This is a genomic window from Streptomyces katrae (assembly GCF_000966975.1).
In the GTDB taxonomy this organism is placed as follows: domain Bacteria; phylum Actinomycetota; class Actinomycetes; order Streptomycetales; family Streptomycetaceae; genus Streptomyces; species Streptomyces katrae.
This window is the reverse complement of the sequence record NZ_JZWV01000126.1, coordinates 1-23,487: the sequence shown is the minus strand read 5'-3', so window position 1 is coordinate 23,487 and position 23,487 is coordinate 1. Positions and strand designations below refer to the sequence as shown.

At 73.2% G+C, this 23,487-nt stretch carries 21 protein-coding genes and 2 pseudogenes; 12 read left to right on the top strand and 11 right to left on the bottom strand.

Annotated elements, in window-relative coordinates; all coding sequences use genetic code 11:
• Nucleotides 1-226: 226 nt before the first annotated feature.
• The 4 genes from VR44_RS06835 to VR44_RS06820 all read right to left on the bottom strand — a co-directional run bounded on the left by VR44_RS06835 (nt 227) and on the right by VR44_RS06820 (nt 6,000).
• A complete protein-coding gene (locus tag VR44_RS06835) occupies nt 227-1,198 on the bottom strand; it encodes a glycoside hydrolase family 6 protein (protein ID WP_045946475.1) in 972 nt (323 codons plus the stop codon).
• A 93-nt stretch (nt 1,199-1,291) separates the two neighbouring features.
• Nucleotides 1,292-2,761, bottom strand: a complete 1,470-nt coding sequence (locus tag VR44_RS06830) for a glycoside hydrolase family 43 protein (protein ID WP_045946474.1) — start codon at nt 2,759-2,761, stop codon at nt 1,292-1,294.
• Complete coding sequence (locus tag VR44_RS06825; protein ID WP_045946473.1) at nt 2,758-4,977, bottom strand: beta-glucosidase; 2,220 nt, start codon at nt 4,975-4,977, stop codon at nt 2,758-2,760. Before VR44_RS06825 ends, VR44_RS06830 begins: the two co-directional genes overlap by 4 nt.
• 9 nt (nt 4,978-4,986) lie before the next feature.
• Nucleotides 4,987-6,000: a LacI family DNA-binding transcriptional regulator gene (locus VR44_RS06820; RefSeq protein WP_045946472.1), complete on the bottom strand. Its 1,014-nt coding sequence runs from the start codon at nt 5,998-6,000 to the stop codon at nt 4,987-4,989.
• A gap of 228 nt (nt 6,001-6,228) precedes the next feature.
• On the opposite strand from VR44_RS06820, the gene VR44_RS06815 reads away from it, so the two are divergent.
• From VR44_RS06815 to VR44_RS06800, 4 genes are all read left to right on the top strand, one after another.
• Nucleotides 6,229-7,521 carry an extracellular solute-binding protein gene (locus tag VR44_RS06815; protein WP_045946471.1) on the top strand — a complete coding sequence of 431 codons (1,293 nt, stop codon included), beginning with the start codon at nt 6,229-6,231 and terminating at the stop codon, nt 7,519-7,521.
• Entirely contained in the window at nt 7,514-8,503 is a 990-nt protein-coding gene (locus VR44_RS06810) for a carbohydrate ABC transporter permease (RefSeq protein ID WP_045946470.1), read from the top strand. Before VR44_RS06815 ends, VR44_RS06810 begins: the two co-directional genes overlap by 8 nt.
• Nucleotides 8,500-9,330 carry a carbohydrate ABC transporter permease gene (locus VR44_RS06805; RefSeq protein ID WP_045946469.1) on the top strand — a complete coding sequence of 277 codons (831 nt, stop codon included), beginning with the start codon at nt 8,500-8,502 and terminating at the stop codon, nt 9,328-9,330. Before VR44_RS06810 ends, VR44_RS06805 begins: the two co-directional genes overlap by 4 nt.
• Before the next feature lie 86 nt (nt 9,331-9,416).
• Nucleotides 9,417-10,889: a non-reducing end alpha-L-arabinofuranosidase family hydrolase gene (locus VR44_RS06800; RefSeq protein ID WP_045946468.1), complete on the top strand. Its 1,473-nt coding sequence runs from the start codon at nt 9,417-9,419 to the stop codon at nt 10,887-10,889.
• A gap of 74 nt (nt 10,890-10,963) precedes the next feature.
• Here the strand turns inward: VR44_RS06800 and ptsP are convergent.
• Nucleotides 10,964-12,642: pseudogene (gene ptsP / locus VR44_RS06795) on the bottom strand (phosphoenolpyruvate--protein phosphotransferase).
• Complete coding sequence (locus VR44_RS06790) at nt 12,639-12,911, bottom strand: HPr family phosphocarrier protein (RefSeq protein ID WP_045946467.1); 273 nt, start codon at nt 12,909-12,911, stop codon at nt 12,639-12,641. The pseudogene ptsP and the gene VR44_RS06790 overlap by 4 nt, the downstream one beginning before the upstream one ends.
• Before the next feature lie 342 nt (nt 12,912-13,253).
• Here VR44_RS06790 and VR44_RS06785 point away from each other — a divergent pair.
• The 3 genes and pseudogenes from VR44_RS06785 to VR44_RS06775 all read left to right on the top strand — a co-directional run bounded on the left by VR44_RS06785 (nt 13,254) and on the right by VR44_RS06775 (nt 17,151).
• Nucleotides 13,254-14,031 (top strand): annotated as a pseudogene (locus tag VR44_RS06785) (DeoR/GlpR family DNA-binding transcription regulator).
• Nucleotides 14,028-14,972 (top strand): 1-phosphofructokinase, encoded by a 945-nt coding sequence (pfkB, locus tag VR44_RS06780; RefSeq protein WP_045946466.1) that lies wholly within the window; start codon nt 14,028-14,030, stop codon nt 14,970-14,972. Before VR44_RS06785 ends, pfkB begins: the two are co-directional and overlap by 4 nt.
• A 124-nt stretch (nt 14,973-15,096) precedes the next feature.
• On the top strand, nt 15,097-17,151 hold the full coding sequence (locus VR44_RS06775; RefSeq protein WP_045946465.1) for a PTS fructose transporter subunit IIABC: 2,055 nt from the start codon (nt 15,097-15,099) through the stop codon (nt 17,149-17,151).
• A 26-nt stretch (nt 17,152-17,177) separates the two neighbouring features.
• On the opposite strand, the gene VR44_RS06770 is transcribed toward VR44_RS06775, so the two are convergent.
• Nucleotides 17,178-18,362, bottom strand: a complete 1,185-nt coding sequence (locus VR44_RS06770) for a PP2C family protein-serine/threonine phosphatase (protein WP_045946464.1) — start codon at nt 18,360-18,362, stop codon at nt 17,178-17,180.
• 166 nt (nt 18,363-18,528) lie between these two features.
• On the opposite strand from VR44_RS06770, the gene VR44_RS06765 reads away from it, so the two are divergent.
• The 4 genes from VR44_RS06765 (at nt 18,529) to VR44_RS06750 (ending at nt 20,135) form a co-directional block, all read left to right on the top strand.
• Nucleotides 18,529-18,837 carry a helix-turn-helix transcriptional regulator gene (locus VR44_RS06765; protein WP_211275031.1) on the top strand — a complete coding sequence of 103 codons (309 nt, stop codon included), beginning with the start codon at nt 18,529-18,531 and terminating at the stop codon, nt 18,835-18,837.
• Between the two features lie 12 nt (nt 18,838-18,849).
• On the top strand, nt 18,850-19,248 hold the full coding sequence (locus tag VR44_RS06760) for an STAS domain-containing protein (protein WP_052713491.1): 399 nt from the start codon (nt 18,850-18,852) through the stop codon (nt 19,246-19,248).
• Nucleotides 19,249-19,370: 122 nt separating this feature from the next.
• Nucleotides 19,371-19,646 carry an isoamylase early set domain-containing protein gene (locus VR44_RS06755; protein WP_045946462.1) on the top strand — a complete coding sequence of 92 codons (276 nt, stop codon included), beginning with the start codon at nt 19,371-19,373 and terminating at the stop codon, nt 19,644-19,646.
• A gap of 12 nt (nt 19,647-19,658) precedes the next feature.
• Nucleotides 19,659-20,135 (top strand): hemerythrin domain-containing protein, encoded by a 477-nt coding sequence (locus VR44_RS06750; RefSeq protein ID WP_045946461.1) that lies wholly within the window; start codon nt 19,659-19,661, stop codon nt 20,133-20,135.
• A 31-nt stretch (nt 20,136-20,166) separates the two neighbouring features.
• On the opposite strand, the gene VR44_RS06745 is transcribed toward VR44_RS06750, so the two are convergent.
• Both VR44_RS06745 and VR44_RS06740 read right to left on the bottom strand, forming a co-directional pair.
• Nucleotides 20,167-20,667 carry a hypothetical protein gene (locus tag VR44_RS06745; RefSeq protein ID WP_045946460.1) on the bottom strand — a complete coding sequence of 167 codons (501 nt, stop codon included), beginning with the start codon at nt 20,665-20,667 and terminating at the stop codon, nt 20,167-20,169.
• A gap of 225 nt (nt 20,668-20,892) precedes the next feature.
• A complete protein-coding gene (locus tag VR44_RS06740; protein ID WP_094191465.1) occupies nt 20,893-22,131 on the bottom strand; it encodes an MFS transporter in 1,239 nt (412 codons plus the stop codon).
• A 103-nt stretch (nt 22,132-22,234) separates the two neighbouring features.
• Between VR44_RS06740 and VR44_RS06735 the strand changes: the two genes are divergently transcribed.
• The gene (locus tag VR44_RS06735) at nt 22,235-22,765 is read left to right on the top strand and encodes a winged helix-turn-helix domain-containing protein (protein WP_094191464.1); all 531 of its coding nucleotides are present in this window, start codon (nt 22,235-22,237) and stop codon (nt 22,763-22,765) included.
• Nucleotides 22,766-22,798: 33 nt separating this feature from the next.
• On the opposite strand, the gene VR44_RS06730 is transcribed toward VR44_RS06735, so the two are convergent.
• Both VR44_RS06730 and VR44_RS06725 read right to left on the bottom strand, forming a co-directional pair.
• Nucleotides 22,799-23,065 (bottom strand): hypothetical protein, encoded by a 267-nt coding sequence (locus tag VR44_RS06730; protein WP_045946458.1) that lies wholly within the window; start codon nt 23,063-23,065, stop codon nt 22,799-22,801.
• A 126-nt stretch (nt 23,066-23,191) separates the two neighbouring features.
• Nucleotides 23,192-23,487 (bottom strand): hypothetical protein (locus tag VR44_RS06725; RefSeq protein WP_045946457.1); only part of this gene is annotated, 296 nt, incomplete at its 5' end.

Here is a 23,487-nt window from a genome sequence, read left to right as displayed (position 1 = left end):
TGCGGCCGGCGGAGCCGCCAGCACGGCGGCCGCACCGAGGACGGCGACGGCCAGGGCCGCGCGTAAACCCCGGGTCCTGCGGTGGACGAGGGGCGGGGGAGTGGCGTTCGATCCCATGAATGAGCCTCCAGGGCTGAGAGCAGGGAAGGAGCACGGACGGAGGGAGGAGCACGGAAGGAGGAGCACGGAGAGGGAGGAGTGCGGCGGAGTGGATCCGCGTGCGGGCTCAGTAGCCGTAGATCATCTTGTAGGCGACCTCCGGCAGGAACTGCCCGGCCGAGGAGCCCGCCCCGACGCCGCAGTTTCCGTCCGACTCGCCGGGGATCTTGATCCACAGCAGCATCTCGGCACCGCCCCCGCGTTGGCTGGGCGTACCGGTCCGGCGGCCGGCGGGGTTGCACCACTGGCCGTTGGAGCCGTTGCCGTTGCGGCTGGTGTCGATGACGAACGGCTTCGTGTAGCCGTAGGGGCGCAGGGCCGAGTTGACGGCGTTGCCGTAGGAGCTGTTCTGGTCGGTGGTGAAGTAGTTGGAGACGTTCAGCGCGAAGCCGTGCGCCCCGCCGACCCCGGCGGCGGCGAGCTGCTGGGCCATGGCCGTGGCGCCGATCCAGCCGGCGTTCCCGGCGTCGAGGTAGACCCAGGTGTTGGGTGCCTTGGCGTTGAACTGGGCGATCGCGTACTTGAGCATGGCGTTGCGCTCGGCGATCTGGCCGGCCGTCATGCAGCTCTCGTGCCCGAGCGCGTCGGGTTCGAGGATGACGACGGCCGGGCGGTTGCCGATGCCGCCGGCGAAGGCGGCGATCCAGCTCTCGTAGGCGGCCCGGCTCCCGGCGCCGCCGCCGGATTGACCGGCGCAGATGTCCCGGTCGGGGATGTTGTACGCGACCAGGACCGGCAGTTTGCCGACAGAGGCCGCGCGGCCGGCGTAGGAGCCGGCGGCCGCGGCGATGTCGCCGCTCCAGTTGCCGAACCAGCGGGCCGCCGGGGTGTTGGCGATGGACGCCCGGATCGCCGCGGCCCGGCCGTCGCCGGGGTTCGCGGTGGTCCACCGCAGGGCGGAGTTGTCGGGGTCGGTGTAGAAGCCGCTGGTCATCGTGGTCGGGTCGGCGGCGTACGCCGGGCCGGCGGGGAGCAGGGCGAGGCCGCCGGCGAGGAGACCGGCCAGCAGGGCGGACGCGGCTCGGACGGACTTGGGCATGGTGGGGCCTCCTGTGTGTGGGGGGAGGGAAAGGGGGAAGCGCTTCCGGTTGCGGCAGTGCGCTCCCCCGCGGGGGCGGGGCAGGGCCGCGCGTCACATACCGCGGTGTCCGGGCGGTTCCCGCCGGCTCGGGTAGGTGATGTCGAACCGGGTGAAGTGCGCTTCGCCCGTCGAGGGGCGGCCGTTGGAGGTGGCGTAGAGACCGAGCTGGACGCTGGTGAACAGCGGGGTGAGGAAGGTGGCTTCGACGGCGGGCAGGTCCTGCCAGGCGCCGCCGGGAACCGCATGGGCGAAGGTGTGGCCGAAGCCGCGGATGCGGACCCCCAGGCGGACGGGGCCCGGGGGGACGGGAACGCGGGCCAGGACCTCGGGCCCCCGGCGGAGGCTGAGTCCTTCCGTGGTGCGCAGGAGGAGGAGATGGGTGTCGTCGTCGAGGACCACGGCCAGGCCCGCCTCCTCGTCCGGTGCGGCGGGGCTGAAGCGCAGTTCCGTGGAGACGTCGCAGTCGGGCTGTTCCTGGGGCCGGGCCAGGAGGGACGGGGTGGTGCGCTCGCCGAGGCGTTCGGGGCGCAGCCGGAGGCGGAGCCCGTCGCCGGTGGTCCAGAACCGTGCGGGTGGGGTGCCCAGGGTGCTCCAGTCGGCTGAGAGGGTGGCGAAGCGGTCATGGACCGGGCGGCGCCGGCCCGTGTGGTGGACGGGGGAGAAGACCGGCCAGCCGTCCTCCCAGGCGACGTGGCCGAGGAAGGTCTCGCGGCCGATCGCGGAGCCGGGGCGGACCCCCAGCAGGACCGCCCGCCAGTCGCCCTGCGGGGTCCGGACGAGGTCGGCGTGCCCGGTGCAGGTGACCGGCCCCCCGGCGGGTGGCAGCACCGGGTTGCCGGGGGCGCCCTCGTAGGGGCCGGTCACGTGGCCGGCGCGGGCGGCCACCACGCTGTGGTCCACGTCGGTGCCGCCCTCGGCGGTGAGCAGGAGACAGGTGCCGTCGATCCGGTAGAGGTGCGGGGCTTCCGACCAGCGGGCCCCCGGGCGGCTCCCCGACCACAGGACGTACTCGGGTCCCGTGAGCCGTCGTTCGCGCGGAAGGTACTCGCGCATCCAGATCTCCGTGCGGCCGGCCGCCTCGTCCACCACACGGGCGGCGGTGAACCAGGCACGGCCGTCGCCTCCGTCCGGTCCGTCGTCGAAGAACAGCGACGGGTCGAAGCCCTCGCCCTCCAGCCACTGCGGCCGCGACCACGGCCCCGCCGGATCCGTCGCCGTGACGACGAAGTGGCCGGGGCCGTCCATCAGCGTGCAGACGAGATGGAAGACTCCGTCATGGTGCCGGATCGTCGGTGCGAACAGCCCCCGGGAGGGAGCGCAGCCGGCGAGGTCGAGCTGGGACGCACGGTCGAGGGCGGATCCGATGCGCCGCCAGCCGACGAGATCGCGGCTGTGGAAGACGGGAAGGCCCGGGAACCATTCGAAGCTGGACGTCACCAGGTAGTAGTCCGCTCCCACCCGGCAGACGGACGGGTCGGGCCGGAACCCCGGCAGCACGGGGTCACCGCGGAACCCGGTCACGGTACCGGGACGACGTCGGCCGGCACGGACAGCACCCGGTCGGCCGCCGGATGGCGTACCGGCCCCCGCAGGGTGAAGGAGCCCTGGAGCGGAAGGTCGCCGCTGGACCGTCCGACGGCCACGCCGATCTCCCCCGGCTCCACTCTCCTGCGCAGGTCCAGCCCGGTGAAGGAGGTCCGGTCGGCATGGACGGAGAAGGAGACCCGGGCGGCCGCGCCCGCGGGGAGCCCGACCCGGGCGAAGCCGGCGAGCCACCGCCGCGGCCGGACCACGGAGGCCACGGGGTCGGAGAGGTACAGCTGGACCACCTCGGTCCCGGCCACCCCGCCGACGTTGCGGACGGTGGCCGAAACGGTCACGGCCCCGTCCGTCGGGGCCTCGGGATCCACCGAGAGCTCCGAGAAGGCGAACCTCGTCCAGCTCAGCCCGTGTCCGAAGGGGAACAGCGGGGTCGGGTCCACCGAGCTCCAGTCGGTGGGGCCGCCGAGTGCGGCGTGCAGGTAGGTGCCGGGCTGGCCGCCGGCCCGGCGGGGGAGGGAGACGGGCAGGCGTCCGGTCGGTTCCGCCGCCCCGCTGATGATCCGGGCCAGCGCCGTCGCCCCCTCCTCGCCCGGGAAGAAGGCCTGGAGCACGGCCGACGCGCGCCCGGCCGCCGTGCCCAGCGCGTAGGGCCGTCCGGAGACGACGACCAGGACGGTCGGTACCCCCGAGTCCAGAACGGCGGAGGCGAGTGCGGCCTGGTCGCCGGGCAGGTCGAGGGTTTCGGCGTCGCAGCCCTCTCCGGAGGTGCCCCGGCCGAACAGGCCGGCCCGGTCCCCGAGCAGCAGCACGTTCACGTCCGGGTCGTCCGAGGTGACCGTGAACCCGGCGGTGCCGAGCGCCTCGGCGAGCGTGGGGATCTCCAGGCCGGGCTCGCCGGGCGGCGCGACGTGGTTGGGGAAGGAGTAGCAGCCGAGGAAGGCCCGGGGCTCGTCGGCGTACGGCCCGTGGACCGCGACCCGGCACGGGCGCAGCGGCAGGATGCCGTCGTTGGCGAGCAGCACCGTGGACCGTTCGGCCATGAGCCTGGCCAGGGCCCGGTTCTCCGGCGGGTCGAGGTCGACCGCCTCGGGGTCGGCGGGTTCCCAGCCGGGGTCGAGCAGACCGAGTTCGGCCTTCTGCAGCAGGACCCGTTCCGCGGCCCGGTCGACGAGCTCCTCCGGTACGCCTCCCGCCCGCACGAGTTCGGTCAGCGGCCCGCCGTAGCAGCGGGCCGTGGGCAGTTCGACGTCGATTCCGGCGGTCAGCGCCAGCGCGCCGGCCGCGCCGCGCGATCCGGTGACGCCGTGCCGGGTCTCCAGGAACGAGACGGCGTAGTAGTCGGCGACGACCACACCGCCGAAGCCTAGTTCACCCCTGAGCAGTTCGGTCAGCAGCCGTTCGTCGGCGGCCGCCGGGACGCCGTCCACGTCGGTGTAGCTGTTCATCACCGACCCGGCACGCCCCTCGCGCAGTGCCCGGACGAAGGGCTCGACCAGCACGTCCGCGAACTCGCGCGGCCCCACGGAGACCGGGGCCATGTTCCGCCCGGCCCGTGAGGCCGAGTACCCGGCGAAGTGCTTGAGCGTCGCCACGATCCCGGCGCCCTCCAGGCCCTGCACATAGGCGGTGCCGATCGCTCCGACGAGGTACGGGTCCTCGCCGATGCACTCCTCGGTCCTGCCCCACCGGTAGTCGCGGACCACGTCGAGGACCGGGGCCAGCCCCTGGTGGACACCGGCCCGCCGCATCCCCGCCCCGATCGCGGCGGCCATCCGGCGCACGAGCCCCGGGTCGAAGGAGGCGCCCCAGGCCGGCGGGGCGGGGAAGACCGTCGCCCCCCAGGTCATGAACCCGGTCAGGCACTCCTCGTGGGCGACCGCCGGGATCCCGAACCGGCCGGACGCCATCACCTGCCGTTGCAGCGAGGCGAGCCGCTCCATTCCGGCCTTCGCGGTGACCGGCGCGGTGCCGTACACCCGGGTGAGCTGGCCGAGTCCGTGGACGGCGAGGTGGTCGAGGTCCGGTGCGGACTCGCCGGAATCGTCCTCCATGGGAGCGACCGGTGCTCCCGGAGCCGAGGGCTGCGCCCAGAACGCGGTGAGCTGTCCGGCCTTCTCTTCCAGGGTCATCCGGTCCAGCAGATCGGCGACGCGCACGGACACGGGCAGCAGGGGGTCTCGCCAGGGCTCGGTCAAGGAGTTCTCCTAGAGACGGGGCGGGGCGGTGGAGAGGCGGAGCTTGAGCTCGGTCGAGAGCTCCATCCGGGGGCTGACCAGGGGCTGGCCGTCCAGCAGCTGGAAGAGGGCGCGGGCGGCGAGCCGGCCCATCTCCTCCAGCGGCTGGCGGACCGTCGTCAGGGGCGGGGAGAGCCACTCGCACATCGGCAGATCGTCGAAGCCGACCACGCTGAGGTCTCCCGGGACGCTCAGCCCGCTCTGCCGGGCCGCTTCGTAGACGCCCATGGCCTGCTGGTCGCTGCCGGCGAAGACGGCGGTCGGCGGCTCGGGGAGTGCGAGCAGTTCCCGGGCGTGCCGGAAGCCGCCCTCGTGCTGGAAGTCGCCGAACCGGATCAGTTCGCGGTCGACCTCGATCCCGGCCCGCTCCAGCGCGGCGCGGTACCCGTCGATGCGGGCCTGGCTGCAGAGCATCTCCTTGCGCCCGCCGATCGCGGCGATCCGGCGGTGCCCCAGCCCCAGCAGGTGCTCCGTGGCGGCCAGACCGCCCGCCCAGTTGGTCGCGCCGATGCTCGGCACACCGTTGTCCGGCAGGTCGATCGGGTCGATGACGACCAGTGCCACCCCGGCCTGTTCGATTTGGGCGCGCTGGGCCCGGGTGACCGAGGCGGTGACGAGGATGACGCCGTCGCTGTGGTGCAGGACCGGCAGCGCGGCCCAGCTCGACGGCGTGGCCTCGCCCGGCGGGACGAGCGACACGACGGTGCCGACGCCGCGCCGGGCGCACTCGGCCTCCACACCGCGCAGTATCTCCACCGCCCACGCACTGTCCAGGCCGCCGATGATCAGGTCGACCAGGCCCGACCTGCGGGCCCTGCCCGGCCGGCCGGGGTGGAGGTAGCGGTGGGACCGCAGCAGGCTCTCGATCCGTTCGCGCGTCGAAGCCGCGACATCGGTACGGCCGTTGAGCACCTTGGACACGGTGGCCTGGGAGACCCCCGCCTCGGCGGCGATGACGGCCAGGGTCGGACGCTGCTCGCTCAACTTCTCTCCTCCGCGCGAACGCCTCGGGCTGGCGACAGGTATCGCAAACTTTCGAGGAGTTTCCGGTCGGTGTAACCGTGTTGTCAACCATCAAGACAGCTTCTGTGGAAGGCAATTCAGCGATAAGGCTTGACCGGAGGGCCTGGCGTTCCTAGTTTGTGGCAGCGCGAATTCGAGAATGTTACGAAACATTTCGAACTCGAACCGGCTTTCCATCCCGGAGGTCCCATGGCGAGCACACCCCCGAGTCGACGGAGCTTCCTCGCGCTCTCGGGCCTGACCTTTCTGTCCGTTCCACTGGCCGCGGCCTGCGGCGGCGGCGATTCCGGCCGGATGCCGGCCGCCGGCGGCAAAGTGGCGTTCGCGTGGTGGAACATCGCCACGACGGAACCGGGCAAGTCCCTGTTCCCGCAGCTGTCCACGGCGTTCACGGACGCCCACCCGAACATCACGATCAAGACGACCTCGTTGGAGAACGAGGCGTTCAAGTCCAAGCTCACGGCCGTCACTTCGTCGGGCCGGCTCCCCGACGTCTTCCAGACCTGGGGCGGCGGTGTGCTGCGGCAACAGGTCGACGCGGGGCTGGTCGAGGACCTCACCGACGCGTTCGGCTGGTCGTCCGACCTCACCCCGGTCTCGCTGCAGGCCTACCGGTTCGACGGCCGGACCTACGCGGTGCCCTACGACGTCGGCATGGTCGGCTTCTGGTACAACAAGAGGCTCTTCGCCAAGGCCGGTATCAGCGCTCCGCCGGGCACCTGGGCCGAACTCCTCGAAGACGTCAGGAAGCTCAAGGCGGCGGGCGTCACCCCGATCGCCCTCGCGGGCAAGGAGAAATGGCCGGGCCACTTCTACTGGGCCTACCTCGCGATGCGCGTCGCGGGACTCGCCGCCCTGGGGCAAGCCGCCGCCGCCAAGGACTTCACCGGCGCCGGCTTCGTCCGGGCCGGCAGCCACCTCAAGGAACTGGTCGACCTCCAGCCGTTCCAGCAGGGGTTCCTCGGCGCCGGCTACTCCACTCCCGGCGGCCAGGCCGCGACCATGGGCAACGGCAAGGCCGCCATGGAGCTGATGGGGCAGTGGGCGCCGTCGGTCCAGCAGGACGCGGGCGGGGACCTGGGAGCGGACCTGGGCTTCTTCCCCTTCCCGGCGGTCGACGGCGGCCTCGGCCAGGTCGGCGAGGTGCTCGGCGGCGGCGGCGGTTTCGCGCTGCGCAAGGGCGCCCCCAAGGAGGCGTTGGACTTCCTGAAGTTCTTCGTCCTGGAGAACCAGTCGAAGCTGCTGGCCTCCAACGGGTACCTGCCGGTGGTCAAGGGCGCGGAGAGCGGGGTCGCCGACGCCAACAGGAGGGCGGTGGCCGAGAGCCTGGCCAGGGCGACGGGTTTCCAGCTCTTCCTCGACCAGGCCTACCCGCCCGCGGTCGGCCAGGAAGTCAACGACAGCGTCGCCGACCTCATCGCGGGCAAGAAGACGCCCGAGCAGGTCACCACCTCGATAACCGAAGCGGCGAAGGGTGCCTGACCCCGTGTCCACCCTGACCGAGAGCAGGCCGCGGCCGGCCGTACCGGCGGGAGGGCCCGCCCCGGCGCGCCAGGGCCCGCGCGGGCTGCGGAGTTGGGCGTCGGTCGCCTGGTTCCTCGTCCCGGCTCTGGTCCTCTTCCTCGTCTTCGTCCTCGCCCCGATCGGCGTCGCCGTCTACACGGGCCTCTTCAAGTGGGGCGGGGCCGGCCCCATGGACGAGTTCGTCGGCCTGGAGAACTACACCAGGCTCTTCCACGACCGGGTCTTCCTCGGCGACCTGGAGCGCGGGCTGTACCTGATCGTCCTGTCGGTCACGGTGCAGTTGCCCTTCGCCCTGTTCACCGCCGTCCTCCTGAACCAGCGGCTGCGCGGGCGGGCCTTCTACCGGATGCTCTTCTTCGCGCCGTACGTCCTGTCCGAGGTGGTCACCGCCGTCCTCTTCACGATGGTCTTCCTCCCCGGTACCGGCATGGCCGACCACCTCGCCGGTGCCCTGGGCCTGGAGGGGCTGCGGGGGAAGTGGCTCGCCGATCCCTCGACGGTCGTGCCGACCCTGTTCGTGGTCATGACCTGGAAGTACTTCGGCTTCCACATGATGCTCTTCCTCGCCGGACTGCAGAGCATCCCGGACGAGGTGCTGGAGGCCGCCTCCATCGACGGCGCCGGCGTCTGGCAGCGCTTCCGTCACGTGACACTGCCGCTGCTCGGCCCGACGATCCGGATCAGCGTCTTCCTTTCGGTCATCGGAGCCATCCAGCTCTTCGACCTCGTCTGGGTCATGACCGCCGGCGGACCCAACCACTCCTCCGAGACGATGGCGATCTCGATGTTCCAGTTCGGGTTCAAGCGCTACCAGGTCGGCTACGCCGGGGCTATCAGCGTGGTGCTGTTCATGATCAGTGTGGTCTTCTCCCTCTTCTACCAGCGTTACGTGCTCCGCCGGGACCTGAGCGGGGCCATCACTCCGGGAGGCGGCCGATGAAGGCCCGCAGGGCGGCACGGGGCCTGTCCCTGCACGCCGTGGTCTGGCTGATCGGCGCGTTCGTCGCGGCGCCGCTCGGCTACGCGGTGATCTCCGGGTTCAAGAGCACCGGCGAGCTGACGACCAACCCGTTCGGGCTGCCCGGCCGCTGGGAGGCCGGCAACTACACCGGCATCCTCGGCGACGGCATGTTCTGGCGGCAGATCGCCAACAGCGCGGGCATCGCGATCGGTACGACGTGCTGCACGGTGGCGGCGTCCGCGATGGCGGCGTTCGTGCTGGCCCGCTACGCCTTCCGGGGCAGGGAGCTGTTCTACGCGCTGTTCACGGTCGGGCTGATGTTCCCGTTCGCGGTGGCCGTCCTGCCGTTGTTCCTGCTCCTGCGCACCTTCGGCCTGCTCGACAACCCGCTGGGCGTGATCCTCCCGCAGGCGGCCTTCGGGCTGCCCACGACGATCATCATTCTGCGTGGATTCTTCCGGACCATTCCGGCGGAGGTCGAGGAAGCGGCCGTCATGGACGGCTGCGGCAAGTTCCGCTTCTTCTGGCGGATCCTGCTGCCGATGGCGCGTCCGGCGCTCGGCACGGTGTCCGTGCTGGCGATCGTCGCGAGCTGGAACAACTTCTTCCTGCCGCTGCTGGTGTTCGACAGCCCGACGTGGCAGACGGTCCCGGTCGGAGTCCAGCAGTTCCAGGGCCAGTACTCGACCGACTACGCGCTCGTCCTCGCCTACATCGTGCTCGCGATGGTCCCCGCCCTCGCGTTCTACGCCGTCGCCGAGCGGCAGTTGATCGGCGGCCTCACCGCGGGCGCCACCAAGGGATGACCTGTCGCACGCGACGTAGTACTGGCCACCCCAAAATTGTTAGCGCTAACAACCCCCTCTCACCCCAGCCACGAAGGAGCTCTCCGATGCGGTTCCGCCCTCCCTCACCCGCCCGATTGACACGACGTCTGCTCGCCCTCCTGGCGCCCTTGCTGCTCCTGGCCGCCTTCCTCGGCGCGCAGCCCGCCGGCGCGGCGCCGGCCGTCGACCCCGACGCCTCGTACGTGCTGGTCAACCGCAACAGCGGCAAGGCCCTGGACGTCTACAACCTGGCCACGGGCGACGGGGCCCGCATCACCCAGTGGACCAGGAACGACCAGAACCAGCAGCAGTGGCGGTTCACCGACTCCGGCGGCGGCTACTACCGCATCACCTCCCGTCACTCCGGCAAGGTGCTGGACGTCCGGGACGGGTCCACCGCCAACGGCGCCCCGGTCGTCCAGTGGACCGACGTGAACGGCACCAACCAGCAGTGGCGGCTGGCCGACAGCCCCGACGGCTACGTGCGGCTCATCGCACGCCACAGCGGCAAGGCCCTCGAAGTGCAGGGCGGCTCCACCGCGGACAACGCGAACGTCGTCCAGTACGACGACTGGGGCGGCGCCAACCAGCAGTGGCAGCTGGTACGGGTCGGCGGCGGCACCTCCGGCACCTGCGCCCTCCCGTCGTCGTACCGCTGGACGTCGACCGGCCCGCTGGCGCAGCCCAAGCCGGGGTGGGCGTCACTCAAGGACTTCACCGTCGCCCCCTACAACGGCAGGCAGCTCGTCTACGCGACGACGCACGACACGGGCGCGAACTGGGGCTCGATGAACTTCGGCCCGTTCACCGACTGGCCGGGGATGGCCTCGGCCGCCCAGAACGGGATGTCCTCCTCCGCCGTCGCGCCCACGCTCTTCCACTTCGCGCCGAAGAACATCTGGGTGCTCGCCTACCAGTGGGGCAGGACCGCCTTCTCCTACCGGACGTCGACCGACCCGGCGAACCCGAACGGCTGGTCGGCGGAGCAGGAGCTCTTCTCCGGAAGCATCGCCGGCACCGGAACGGGACCCATCGACCAGACCCTCATCGGCGACGGGACCAACATGTACCTGTTCTTCGCCGGTGACAACGGCAAGATCTACCGGGCCAGTATGCCGATCGGGAACTTCCCGGGCAGTTTCGGCACGAACTCGACCGTGGTCATGAGCGATACGAGGGACAACCTGTTCGAGGCCCCGCAGGTCTACAAGCTCCAGGGCCAGAACCGCTACCTCATGATCGTCGAGGCGATCGGCTCTCAGGGCCGCTACTTCCGCTCGTTCACGGCCACCAGCCTGGACGGCGCGTGGACCCCGCAGGCCGCGACCGAGAGCAACCCCTTCGCCGGCAAGGCCAACAGCGGCGCCGGGTGGACGAACGACATCAGCCACGGCGAACTGATCCGCGCCGGCGCCGACCAGACCTTCACCGTCGATCCCTGCCACCTGCAGTTCCTCTACCAGGGACGTGACCCGAAGTCCGGCGGCGACTACGGCCTGTGGCCCTACCGGCCGGGCCTGCTGACACTGCAGCGCTGACACCGCGGCGGCGGGCCCGGCCGCGTGCCCCCGTCGGGGGGAGGGGGCACGCGGCCGGCCCGCCCGGGGGTGGATCAGCCTTCCCCGAGGCGCGACCGGACCGTGCGCCGGGCGTCGTCGGCGTCGTCCGCGAGCAGGGCCAGCTCGGCGAGTTCACGGCACTCGGCGAGGGTGTGGCCGGCCAGGGCCGCCCGCACCCCGGGCAGCGCGGCGGGGGCGGCCGAGAGGCTGGTGATCCCGAGACCGACCAGCACCAGGGCGAGCCGACCAGCACCAGGGCGAGCGCCGGGTCCGCGGCCGCCTCTCCGCAGACGCCGACCGGGCGCCCGCGCCCGGCCGCCGCCCGGGCGGCGGTGGCGATCAGCGAGAGCAGGGCGGGCTGCCAGGGGTCGAGGAGCCCGGCGAGGGGGCCGAGGGTCCGGTCGGCCGCGAAGGTGTACTGGGCGAGGTCGTTGGTGCCGATGCTGAAGAAGTCGCAGACCTCGGCGAGCCGGTCGGCCCGCAGGGCGGCGGCCGGGACCTCGATCATCGCACCGGCGACCGGCAGCCCGTGCGCCCGGGCCCGAGCGGTGAACGCGGCGGCCTCCTGAGGGGTCGAGACCATCGGCGCCATCACCCACACCTGTGCGGCACCGCCCTCCGCGGCGGCGGCGATGGCGGCGAGCTGCGTGTCGAGGAGCTGCGGGTCCCGGGCGGCCGTCCGCAGGCCGCGTACCCCGAGGGCCGGGTTCTCCTCGTCCGGGCGGGTGGCGAAGGGCAACGGCTTGTCGGCGCCCGCGTCCAGCGTGCGGACGACCACCCGGCGTCCGGCGAAGGCCGAGAAGACCTGCCGGTAGGCGGCGGCCTGTTCGGCGAGGTCCGGCGCCTGCGTACGGTCGAGGAAGAGGAACTCGGTGCGGAACAGGCCGACGCCCTCCGCGTCGGCGGCGGCCGCCCCGGCCAGCTCGTGCGGTGCGCCGAGGTTGACCAGCAGCGGGACCGCGTGGCCGTCGGCGGTCCGCCCCGGTCCCCGGAAGCCGGCCAGGCGCTCGCGGCGCCGGCGCTCGGCGTCGGCGGCCCGTGCCACCGCCTCCGGGCCGGGATCGGGCTCGACCACCCCGTCCGCGCCGTGTACGAGGACCGCCCGGCCGTTCTCCAGCCGCCCGGCATCGGCGCAGCCCACCACGGCGGGCAGACCGAGTGCCTTGGCGAGGATGGCGGTGTGGCTCGTCGGGCCACCGCGGACGGTCACCAGGGCGAGCACCCGCTCGGGGTCGAGCAGCGCGGTGTCGGCGGGCGCCAGGTCCTCGGCGACCAGGACGTACGGGTGCCCGGGGTCGGGCAGGCCGGGCACGGGCAGGCCGAGCAGGCGGGCCACCGCCCGGTCGCGCAGGTCGTCGAGGTCGGCGGTGCGTTCCGCGAAGTAGCCGCCGGCGCCGGCCAGCGCGGCGCGGAAGCCGTCGAAGGCCTCGGCGAGCGCGTGGGCGCCGTCGGTGCCCCGCGCGGCGAGGGCGGCCGCCCGGTCGGCGAGGACCGGATCGGCGGCCATCACGGCCTGGGCCGAGAGGACTTCGGCGCCGGGGCCGGTAGCCCGGCCGGCGCGCTCGTCGAGGTCGTCGGCGACCGCCCGGAGGGCCTCGCGGACCGCCGCGGCCTCGGCGGCCGGATCGGTGACGGGCCGCGGGGCGGGCAGCGCCGGTGCGGGTGCCATCCGGGCGACGGGTCCGGTGGCGCTGCCGGTGCCGACACCGATCCCGTGGAGGAGCCGGCTCACGCGGTCGCGTCGAGGTCGGAGGCGAGCAGGGAGGCGAGCGCCTCCAGTGACTCCAGGGCCCCGTCGCCGGAGGCGCTGAGCTCCAGGGTCTCCCCGTGTCCGGCGGCCAGGGCGAGGACGGACAGCAGGCTGCGGGAGTCGACGGGTGCCTGGCCCGGGCGGCCGACCGTGACCGTGGCCGGCTGCCGGGCGGCGGCCTGGACGAACAGGGACGCCGGGCGGGCGTGCAGGCCCTTCCCGGAGCGGACGGTGACCTGGATCGAGTGCATGGGATTCCTTCGGGGGCGGAGGGGCGCCGGCCCGGGTGGGAGCCGGACCGGCGCGGAGCCGGGCAGGGGTGTCCCCGCCGGAGGTGCGGTGGGGACAGCCGTGCTTCATGCCCGGTCCGCCCGTCCGGGGGCAAGGGCGAGGGACCGGGCCACGGGTGGTTTCAGGCCCGTGTCCATGTTGTTTCGGTTGGTTTTACGCCCGGTGGCAAGGGGATGTCAACACATTCGGGCAGACCCGGGCGGGGCGAAAGCCGCCCTGGTCGTGGCCTTGCTTTTTCGCCGCAGGCGCGTAGGGTCGGCGTTAATCAGACGTGAACAGACATGAAACGGACCCGATCCCACATGTACGCACCCGAGCGGCAGCAACAGATCCTCCGCCTCGCCCAGGAGCGGGGCAGGGTGGAGGTGCCGGCGCTGGCCGAGGACTTCGGTGTCACGCAGGAGACCATCCGGCGCGACCTGAGCGCCCTCGACCGGGCCGGCCTGCTGCACCGGGTGCACGGAGGCGCCCTGCCCGCCGGCGCCCTGCACCTGGAGCCGGGCCTCGCCGAACGGGATTCCACCGCCGCCGCCGAGAAGGAGCGCATCGCCAGGGCGGCCCTGGCCCTGCTGCCGGACGAGGGCAGCGTGATCCTGGACGCGGGGACGACCGTCACCCGGCTGGCGGCGCTGCTGCCCGTCGACTGCGCCCTCACCGTCGTCACCAACGCCCGTCGTCACCAACGCCCTGCCCGTCGCGGCCCGGCTGGCCGACCATCCCGGGCTCTCCCTCCACCTGATCGGGGGCCGTCTGCGGCACCGCACCCACGCCTCCGTCGACGCCTGGGCGCTGCGCGACCTGGCCGACGTCCACGCGGACGTCGCGGTGGTCGCCACCAACGGCTTCTCGCCGCAGGGCGGTCTGTCCACGCCGGACCTCGCCGAGGCGGCCGTCAAAAGGGCCATGCTCGGCAGCGCCCGACGCGTGGTGCTGGTGGCCGACTCCTCCAAGTTCGGCGCCCGCCACTTCGCCCGTTTCGGCGCGCTGGAGCAGGTCGACGTCCTGGTCACTGACACCGGACTGACCGACGAGCAGACGGCCGAGATCGAGAACCACGGACCGGAAGTCATCCGCGCATGATCGTCACCATCACCCCCAACCCCAGCCTCGACCGCACCTACGAGCTCGCGGCGCTCGCCCCGGGCGAGGTGAACCGGGCCGCGCACGACCGGCTCGACCCGGGCGGCAAGGGCGTCAACGTCTCCCGCGCCCTCGCGGCCGCCGGCCACCGCACCCGGGCCGTACTGCCCCTGGGCGGCTTCTCCGGGCAGCTGCTGCGCGAACTGCTGCGCCGCCAGGGCATCGAGGTCGCGCCGGTCGCGATCGACGGCGACACCCGGATCAACGTCTCCGTCGCCGAGGCCCACGGCCGGCTCACGAAGATCAACGCGGTGGGTCCCGAGCTCAGCGCCGCCGAGTCGGCGGCGCTGCTGTCCCTCGTCCGCGAGGACTGCCGGGGCAACGGCGCGGGCTGGCTGGCCTGCTGCGGCAGCCTGCCGCGCGGGCTGGCGCCCGAGTGGTACGCCGAACTTGTCGCACAGGTCCACTCGGGTGGCGCCCGGATCGCCGTGGACACCTCCGGACCGGCGCTGCTGGCCGCGCTCGGGGCCCGCCCCGACGTGGTCAAGCCCAACCGCGAGGAACTCGCGGAAGCCGTGGGCCGCCCGCTCCTCACCGTCGGCGACGCCCTGGAGGCGGCGCAGGAGCTGCGCGAGCGCGGCGCCCGGCAGGTCCTCACCAGTCTGGGCGCGGCCGGGATGCTGCTGGTCGCCGAGGAGGGCCGCTGGTACGGCAGCGCACCGGTCGCCGTCGTCCGCAGCGACGTGGGAGCGGGCGACGCCTCGCTCGCGGGCTTCCTCGGAGCCGGCGGTACCGGCCCCGAGGCGCTCGCTGCGGCCGTCGCGCACGGCGCGGCCGCAGTACGACTGCCGGGGAGCGTCATGCCGGCCCCGGCCGATCTGGACCCGGCCGCGGTGGTCGTGACGGCGGACATCCCGCGGGAACGACCGCTTTGCGGCTGAGCACGACCCGCCGGCGGACGGCCACACCGCCCGCCGCCACCGGGCCCCACCGTGTGGGACGGGAGGGCCGCCATGTTCCGGGGGCAAAGGAACACCGTCAGCCACCAGTTGAAGGATTGACACGATGAGCGACACCAGCGGACTGATCACCCCCGCACTCGTCGATCTGCACCTCGCCCCCGAGGACAAGAACGAGGCGCTCCGCGCCCTCGCCCAGCGGCTGGTCGCCGAGGGCCGGGTCAGCGACCTCGACGGCTTCCTCGCCGACGTCGCCGCCCGCGAGGCCCAGGCCCCGACCGGGATGGGTGACGGCATCGGCATCCCGCACTGCAGATCGCCCCATGTCACCCGGCCGAGCCTGGCCTTCGGCCGCAGTACCAGAGGGGTGGACTTCGACGCTCCGGACGGGCGGCCCGCCGACCTGATCTTCATGATCGCGGCACCGGCCGGCGCGGACGACACCCATCTGCGGATCCTCGCGGAGCTGGCCCGCCGGCTGATGGACCCCGCCTTCACGGGCGCCCTGCGCGAGGCCCGCAGCCCGGGCGAGGTCGCGGCGCGGATCAACGGCGAGGAGGCGCCGGCCGACGGCCGGGCGACGACTGGCGGCGGCGAGGAGGCGCCGGCCGGCGGACCGGAAACGGCTGTCAGCGGCGAGGAGGTACCGCCCGGCGCACCGGAAGCCGCCGCCGGCGGCGACGGGCTGCGGCTGGTCGCCGTGACCTCCTGCCCCACCGGCATCGCCCACACCTACATGGCCGCCAAAGCCCTGGAACTGGCCGCCGCCCGGGCGGGTGCCCGGATCGAGGTCGAGACCCAGGGCTCGGCCGGGACGACTCCGCTGACCCCCGAGGCGATCGCCGCCGCCGACGCGGTGATCCTCGCCCACGACGTCGAGGTCCGCGACCGGGCCCGCTTCACCGGCAAGCCCACCGTGGACGTGGGCGTGAAGGCCGCCGTCAACCGGGCCGACGACCTGATCGCCGAGGCGGCCCGGCTGGCCGCCGGGAGCGGCGGCGCGGCCGTGCCCGCCCAGGGCGCGGCGCCGGCGGCACCGACGGGCGAGCACGGGGCCCAGCGGCTGCGCAGGTACCTGATGACGGGCGTCAGCTACATGATCCCGTTCGTCGCGGCCGGCGGTCTGCTCATCGCCCTCGCCTTCGCGATCGGCGGGTACGAGATCGCCTCCGCCCCGTCCGTCCTCGGCCACTTCACCTGGTCCTCCTCGCACAGCTGGGCGGCGATGCTGTTCCAGACCGGCAAGGCCGCCTTCGGGTTCCTGGTCCCCGTACTGGCCGGATACATCGCCTGGGGGATCGCGGACCGGGCGGCGCTGGCCGCCGGCATCACCGGCGGCGCCGTATCGGTGGCCGTGGGGGCCGGCTTCCTCGGCGGCATCGTCGCCGGTCTGATCGCGGGCTTCCTGGTGCTGTGGATGCTCCGGTGGAAGGTCCCGCCGGCGGTCAGGGGGATCATGCCGGTGGTGGTGGTCCCGCTGCTGTCGGTGGCGGCGGTCGGCTTCCTGATGTTCGTGGTGGTCGGCTCGCCGATCGCCTCGGCGATGAACGCCCTGACCGACTGGCTCAACGGCCTCTCCGGTTCCCACGCGATCCTGCTCGGCGCCCTCCTCGGCGCCATGATGGCCTTCGACATGGGGGGCCCGCTCAACAAGGTCGCCTACACCTTCGCCGCGGGAGCGCTCACCACCGCCGGTACCGCCCCGGACGCCGGCAGCCTCAAGGTGATGGCCGCCGTGATGGCCGCCGGTATGACCCCGCCGCTGGGCATGGCCCTCGCGACCGTCGTCCGGCGCCGGCTGTTCACCCCCGAGGAGCGTGAGAACGGCAAGGCCGCCTGGGTGCTCGGTGCGTCGTTCATCACCGAGGGCGCGATCCCGTTCGCGGCGGCCGATCCGCTGCGGGTCATCCCGGCGGGCATCGCCGGCAGCATGACCGCCGGCGGTCTGGTGATGGCCTTCGGCTCCACCCTGCGCGCCCCGCACGGCGGCATCTGGGTCCTCCCGCTGATCGGCAGCCCGTTGGCGTACCTCGTCGCCATCGTCGCGGGCACGCTGGTCACCACGGCCGTCGTGGTCGGACTGAAGGGGATGCGGGGGGCGGCGGCCGCGGCGGCCCCGGAGCCGCGCGTCGCGCACAAGGACCCGGTCCCCTCCGCCTGACGGGGCGGGAGCCTCGCCGGCCCGGTTCACGCGGGCGGCGTGGGCGGCCGCGGGGCCGCCCACGCCGTGGCCGGGTCGGACGCCGGAGGGTCGGACGCCGTGCGGCGGACCGCGACGACGGCCGCGTCGTCGTCGAGGTGTGCGTGGACGTGGGCCAGCAGGTCGGCCTGGAGACGGCGCAGGAGTTCGTCGGGTTCGTCGCCGGTCCACTGCGGCGCACGCTCGGTGAACGGGTAGAAGCGTCCGTCGGCGCTGCGCGCCTCGATGACGCCGTCGGTGTAGAGGAGCAGCAGGTCGCCGGCCTCGAACGGGAACGTCTGGACCACGTAGTCGGTGATGCCGAAAGCCCCTCCGAATCCGATCGGCAGGTGGCTCGCCTCGGCCACGAGCGGGATGATCCGCTTCCCACGGAGGATCAGCGGCGGCGGGTGTCCGCAGCTGATGAGGTGGACGACCGGCTCGTGGTCGGGGATGTCGAGCAGTACGGCGGTGGCGAAGTCTTCCGTGGTGTCCTCCTGCGTCCGTGGCCGCCACTGTCCGGTGTCCCAGCGGAACGCGGCGTCCAGGTGGACGGCGAGGCGGGGAAGGGACGCCTGCCGGTGGGCGGCCGCTCGGAAGGCACCGAGCAGCAGGGCGGTCTTGCTGATGGCCCCCAGACCGCTGCCGCGCACGTCGCCGATGAGGAGCCGGGTGCTGTGGTGGGCGGTGCGCGCGGCCGCGTACAGGTCTCCGCCGAGCTCGGCCTCCGCGTCGGCGGGGATGTACAGGCCGGCGATCCGCAGCGGCCCGGAGCGTGCGGGCAGGGGCTGCAACAGCACCCTCTGGGCCGCCTCGGCCACCGACCGCACCTGGTGGAGCTGTCGCTCGTGCCGGTCCCGCACCACACAGACGGTGACGCAGACGGCCGAGACCACGATCAGGGCGGCGATCTGGGCCTGGACGTTGGCGGTTCCCACAACCCCCCTGAGCACGCCGATCAGCACCTGGGCCGCCACCGCGAGAGCCCCCATCGCCGCCGTCGTACGGGCGCCGGCGAACGCCACCGTGATCGCGGGTGCTGCCACGAGCAGGGGACCGAGGTGGACGTGCGGCGGAGCCAGCACGTCCACGACGCAGACGGTGACGATCAGCCCGAGCGGGATCACCAGCAGCGCGGGCGAGCGCTCCGGCTGCCAGAACCGCCGTTCCTTCAGCGAGGGTCGAGGGGCCATCCCTCAAGCCTTCCATCCGCCTCCGCGAGGTGAGGGCGCGGCGCTCCGAGGACTGCACGGCCTCCACCTCGCCCGTTCACGGCCGGTGTGCTGACACGGCCGGCGAACGCAGGAGACGCTCTTCCTGACTGGCGATACCGGAATAGTAAATCGTATGATTACGGACATGGAGCCGGTGCAGCCACGGACCAGCTGGACGTTCGTCACGAACCACGCCCGGATCCTCGCCAGGATCTCCCGCGATCCCGAGATCCGGCTGCGCGATCTCGCCGAGAGCTGCCGGCTGACGGAACGGGCGGCTCAGGCCATCGTCACGGATCTGGAGAGCGCGGGATACCTCACCCGGATGCGCCACGGGCGCCGTAACCACTACGAGGTCACCCCCGGGACCCGCTTCCGTCATCCGGCCGAGGGCCACCGCGAGATCGGGGACCTCCTCCACCTGCTGGTCGACCTCGGCCCGTCTGCCCGGTGAAGGGAGCAGAAAATGACCTCTCCCCCCGACCGCTCGCCCACCGCCGCCGCGGCGGCGGAGCACACCCGCGGCACCCTGCACCCGTCCGTCGTCGCCGTGGTCGTGGAGCCGGGACCGCAGCGGGTCCTGGCCCGCCTGCGCGGCGAGATCGACACGGAGGACTCCGACGGGCTGCGCGGGCGTCTCACCGAAGCGCTGGACTCCAGCCGCCACGGCCTCGACGTGGACCTGTCCGCCGTCACCTTCTGCGACAGCTCGGGCCTGCACATCCTGCTGGACCTGAACCGACGGGCCCTGACCGCCGGGAAGACGCTCGTCCTGACCGCCGCCAGCCGCCCGGTCGCACGTCTGCTGCGGCTGAGCGGGGCCGAGCAGGTGCTCACCGTCCGCGACCGGCCCACGCCCGCCTGAGGACGACACGGCCGGGGGAGTGACGGGACGGAGGTCGGCGGCGTGGGGGAGGGCGTGGCGGCCGAGGCCGTGCGACGCTGCATTGCCTCTGTCCGCTCCACCCGCCCCTCGGGAGTCATCCGGTGCTCGAACGCAAGCAGCTCAAGGGCCGTACGCAGGTCACCTTCGTCCTCCCCGAGGACACCCCGGGCGGGCCGGTGAGCGTGGTGGGGGACTTCAACCACTGGGACCCGGCAGCCCACCCCCTCACCTCCCGCGGTGACGGCAGCCGCGCGGCCACGGTCGTCCTCCCCGCGCACGGCCACCACTCGTTCCGCTACCTGGCGGCCGGCGGCCACTGGTTCGACGACGACCAGGCCGACGCCCACGACGGCGCCAACTGCCGCGTCCACACCTGACGGGGGCTGGTCATGGACGCGATCGTGCTGCTGCGCGAGGACCACAAGACGGTCGAGAAGCTGTTCAAACGCTTCGAGAAGACCGACGACGAAGAGACCGCCGAACGGCGCCGGATCGCCGACGAGGTGATCGAGGAGCTCACGGTCCACGCCTGGATCGAGGAACAGGTCTTCTACCCGGCCGCCCGCGAGGCCGCCCCCGACACCACCGATCACATCCTGGAGAGCATCGAGGAACACCACGCGGTGGTGTGGATGCTGTCGGAGATCAAGGGCATGGACCCCGGCGACGAGCGGTTCAAGGCGAAGATGAGCGTGCTGATGGAGCAGGTCCGCCACCACGTCGAGGAAGAGGAGCAGGACTGGTTCCCCGACGTCCGCAAGGCCATGGGCCGCAACCGGCTCACCGAGCTCGGTGAGCAGCTCCGGGCCGCGAAGGACGACGCGCCCCGGGACCCGCTCGCCGTCCCCAGCGCCGCCTCCACATGACACCAGGGCACCCTTCGCCCCGGCGCGGCCGCTAAGCCAGAGGGGCGCCCTGGTTCTCCAGGAGCTCCAGCAGCGGCGCACGGTGGAGCGCGGCCACGGGCTCGACGAGGTCGGGATGGCGCAGCAACGGCGCGGCGTGGTGTTCGTGCTCGCCTGGCCGCACGAGACGTGTGAGGCCACCGGCCAGGGCGCGGTCGGCGACACGCTGGGCCCCGGCGGCGAGCGAAGCGTCGGCGAGAAGGCAGGCGGCCCAGCTGACCAGGGTTTCGTCCACCCAGCTGCGCCAGGCGTCGTCCTCGCCGTCCGGTTCGGCGCCGGTCAGCCAGTCCAGCCGGGCGCTTCCGCCCGGCCCGAGGAGAAGGACCAGCTCCGCGTCGAGCGCCGTCGGGTAACGGAGCCCGGCGGCCAGGGTGACCGCCTGCCTGGCCTGCGCCTCGGCCAGGGCCCGGCTGAACGCGCCGGGCGCGGGCGGGAAAGCGGTGAGCAGCCAGCGGGTGCCGGCGGCTATGACGGGTGTGAGATCGGCGGACACGGCGGCTTCCTCGGGGAGCGTGCTCGCCCTGCCCGTGCCGGGCCGCGAGCTGCGGCAGCGCGAAGCCGCGCTGCTCCGCTCGTGGCCGACCAGTGTAGGCCCGACGGGCCGCCGTCCGGAGTGAGGGAGGTCACCCGCGCCCCGGGACCGCGACCCGCCGTGCGCCGGACGGGCCCCGGCGCCCGGGCGGGCCGGAGCCCTGAGCCCTGAGGCGTGCCACCCGCGTCAAGAACGCGCCGATTCGCTCGGCCGGCGGCCGGGCCGGGGGGACGGACCGGCCGGGCGGCCGGTCAGGGTGAGCGCGGCGGCCCAGGCCAGGCCCAAGGCTCCGGCGGTGAGGAGCTGTACCCGGTAGTCGAGGCCGGCCACCATCGCGCTGCCGGCCAGCAGGGCGAGGCCGGTGGGCGCGAACATCAGGGTGTTGGCCGTCGCGGTGACCCGGCCCAGCAGTTCGCCGGGGGTCTCCCGCTGTACGGCGGTCATGGCCGCGATGAGTGCGCAGGGCAGGCCCAGGCCGATGGCCAGGCTGCCGCCGAGTACGAGCGGCAGCCAGGGAGTCGCGCGTGCGAGGACGCCGAGGGCGAAGAGCGCGAGTCCGATCGCGGAGAAGGTGCGCTCGGACGTCCGGCGCATCAGGGCGCCGGCGGTCAGACCGCTGACGACCGACCCGAGGCCCTGGACCGGAGTCAGAACCCCCGCGTACGCCGGGGACTGGTGGAGCCCGGCGTCGAGCATGGCGAAGGTGGCCGTACTGCTCAGGCTGGAGAGGGTCATCGCCGTGCCGCCGGTGAGCACCAGCGGGCGCAGCACCGGGTGCTGCCAGAGGTAGCGGGTTCCTTCCGCGGTGCGGGCGGTCCACGCCCGCTCTTCGCGGGCGGCGGGGAGCTCCTCGCGTACGCGGATGAACCGGAAGGCGAGTGCGGCCAGCACGAAGCTGACGGCGTCCAGGACGGCGACCGCGGGCCCGCCGTAGGCGGTGAACAGCCAGGCTCCGGCCAGTGGCGCGAGGAGCTTGGTGCTCTCCATCGCGGTGTACACCAGGCCGTTGAAGTCGCCGCGCAGTTCCTGGGGCACGGCAGCGGCGATGAGCGCGCTCTGCGCGGCGTCGGTGAGCACCATGCCGGTTCCCACCAGGGTCAGTACGGCGAACAGCAGCCAGACGTCCGCCGCGGAGCGCACGGCGACGGGCGCGGTCACGACGGCGGCCAGGACCAGGTTGGTGGCGACCAGGAGGGGACGGCGGCGCACCCGGTCGGCCGCCGTGCCGATCAGCGGGCCGGCGAAGGTCGGCAGCCAGAGGCAGAAGCCGACCAGCGCCGCGAGGCCGTCGGAGCCGGTGAGGGTCTTGACCCAGATGCCGGCGGCGAGCGACATGGCCGTGTCGCCGAACCCGGAGACGATCACCCCTCCCAAGTACAGGCCCGCGTTGCGGTCGTTGAGGACTGTGAGCGTGCGCCAGGTCATCCGTGTCCCCCGTCTCGTGTGCGCTTGATCGCGCACTCTACCCCCAAGCATTTGATTGGGGGTAGAGGGATCGGGCTGCTGCGGTTGCGGTTTACTGGCTCACGTGACCGATACCGACCCCGTACTCCGCGCCCTCGCCCATCCGCTGAGGCTGAGGATGCTCAGCCTCATGTGGCCGGGCCCCCTGTCGGCCGCCGAGCTCGCCCGTGAGCTGGACGTCTCGCACGCGCTGGCCAGCCAGCACCTGCGCCGCCTGGACGCGGTGGGCCTGGTCGAGCTGGCCGAGCAGCGCACGCGTCGCGGTGGCAGGGAGCGCCGCTACCGCACCGTCCGGGGCACACCGCTGTCCGACCGGCACGAGGGGGCCCCGATGCTGGCCGAGACCATGGCGCACACCCTCCGCGAACGGGCCGGCCGCCGGCTGGAGGCGAGCGAGGGCGTGACCGTCGACGCCGAGCTGTGGGTGGATCCCCGGATCTGGCAGGACGTACGGCGCCGGCTCACCGAACTCGCCGTGGAGCTCCACGACGCCGCACAGCCGGCCCACGCACCGGGCACCATCCCCCTCGGTGTCAGCATGATGGCCTTCCCCCTCCAGGACACGGCGCCCGCGGACCCGCCGGGGACGGCCTGACCGGGACGGCGCCAATGCCGTCTCCGGGGCCGCTCAGCCGGCGCGCAGTTTCGACGCGTGTCCGAAGCCGAGCGCCGCTGTGAACGGGTGGATCAGGCGGGCGTCGGCGGTTTCCAGGGGGAAGAGGGGGAGGACTCCCGCGGGCCGGGTCCTGGCGCGCAGGAGCCTGGCCCGGTAGAAAGCGGCCGTCCAGCGGCCGTCCTCGGAGTGCCATTCCTCGGCCAGCCCGGGCAGGGCGCCGGCCCTGTGGGGAAGCCGGGCGAGAGCGGCGAACCGCTGGGCCGGCGGTGTGCTCCCCATCGTGTGCTCGCAGTGGTACAGGCGCAGGCGGCGGTCGTCGCCGCCGGCGAACCACTGGAGGAGCTGCCGTTCGTAGTCGGCGGTCTTGATCCCCGTCTCCTCGGTCTTCAGCGCCAGGTCGAGGTCCTACCATTCCGCCAGGTCGAGGTCCCACCATTCCCGCCAGACCGCGTCGAGCGCCGCCGGGTCGCCGCCGAAGAGGTGGCGGGGGAACCGGTCCGGGAGGGAGATCTCCTTGCGGGTCAGGAGCGGGAAGATCCCCATGATCGCGCTGCTGAACCCGGAAACCGTGACGTTGCCCAGGGCGGGCGGGGGAGTGGGGACCGAGCTGCTGCGGCGCGCGGTGGGGAGCGCGGGCACCCCGCCGACCGGCGCGGTGCTGCCCTGCCAGCGGCTGAAATCGGTGCCGGAACCGGAGCAGC